The organism is uncultured Aquimarina sp. (assembly GCF_947496855.1).
Lineage (GTDB): Bacteria > Bacteroidota > Bacteroidia > Flavobacteriales > Flavobacteriaceae > Aquimarina.
Genome location: NZ_CANMED010000026.1, coordinates 1 through 1,352 on the forward strand (window position 1 = coordinate 1; position 1,352 = coordinate 1,352).

Consider the following 1,352-nt stretch of genomic DNA (forward strand, 5'->3'; position numbering starts at 1 on the left):
ATCAAATAGTTTATCTTCGCTATCGCTGCGTAAACGATTTAATCAACGACGCTAAGGCTGAGTTTAGTACGACGTTAGCAAATATTTCCAGATGAAAAGGAATTAGAATTGAAAAAAACTCAAAAAAAGCATATTAAAATTTACTACGGAATTACTCTTCTGCTAAATTTTATTGCTCCTACCATAGTTGCAATATCTGTAATCGGAGATCAAGAAGGTGAAATTCAAATGGGATATATAATAGTCGGTCTATGGGGATTTATATGCGCTATTCTTTATGGATTTTATTTCGCAATTCCTGAATTCAATAAAAACTGGGAAAAAATAGCTGGACTAATATTTCCTAGTATAATATTAAGTTTATTACTATTCGAATTTCCGGACTTTACAATAGCAGTTATCTTGAATTTAATAATGACCGGAATCTTTGTGTGGCAGTTTAAAAAAAATTTGCTAACACGATATATGTGATCATAGCAGCTAAGTGATGAATCCAATGGTTGTTGTATTTTTGGAAAAACGCAATGCTTGCAGAAAATAAAAGTTAGCAACCAATGCGCAGAAAAGTCGAAAAGCAAGGTAACATTTTGCCCTGCTACGACACATATATTAAACGTTGTAAACAATTATATGAAATTAAAAATCATCATCTTATTTTTAACCTTACCGATCTTGAATTTCGGACAAGACTTTCAATTAAAAGAACCTAATGTAACGGAATTAAAAGCGGAATTGAAAAAGAATAATAACGCGGACGATGTCGTGTATGTTTATCTACAACGGAATTACAATCAGTCTTCTAAAAAAAGGAATGTGAAAAAATATGAATATCCTGACTACAGTACCTGTGCTTTTGAACAAAGTTTTGAAAACGGAATTACTTATTCGATTGAACAATGTAGAGAAGCTGGTGGAATTTCAACTACTCTAATATTACCGAAATCTAAAAAGTCTAGTGTGATAAAGTGGGTTGAGCAAATATTCAAAAGTTCGCCTATGGATATTAAACATGGTTGGAATAAAGAAAAAACCAATTATGGACCAACTGATAACGGAGTTGGCTGTTATTACAAAATAAAAGAAACTGAAAAGAATACTGAAATTGATATGTATTGCGGATGTTAAAAAACTGTTTACAACACGATATATGTGATCATAGCAGCTAAGTGATCAATCGATTGGTTGTTGTATTTTTGGTAAGGCGCAATGCTTGCAGAAAGTAAAAATTAGCAACCAATGCGCAGATTTTGTCGAAAACAAGGTAACATTTTGCCTTGCTACGACACATATATTAAACGTTGTACACCATACGAATGAAAAAACTACTAATATTAAATATTCTTATCATACTA

General features: G+C 31.8%; 2 protein-coding genes. Both read left to right on the forward strand.

The features are described from left to right. Positions 1-108 precede the first annotated feature (108 nt). Positions 109-471 carry a hypothetical protein gene (locus tag Q0921_RS24900; RefSeq protein WP_299261869.1) on the forward strand — a complete coding sequence of 121 codons (363 nt, stop codon included), beginning with the start codon at positions 109-111 and terminating at the stop codon, positions 469-471. A gap of 159 nt (positions 472-630) precedes the next feature. Next, positions 631-1,125 carry a hypothetical protein gene (locus Q0921_RS24905; RefSeq protein WP_299261871.1) on the forward strand — a complete coding sequence of 165 codons (495 nt, stop codon included), beginning with the start codon at positions 631-633 and terminating at the stop codon, positions 1,123-1,125. The last annotated feature ends 227 nt before the right edge of the window (positions 1,126-1,352 follow it).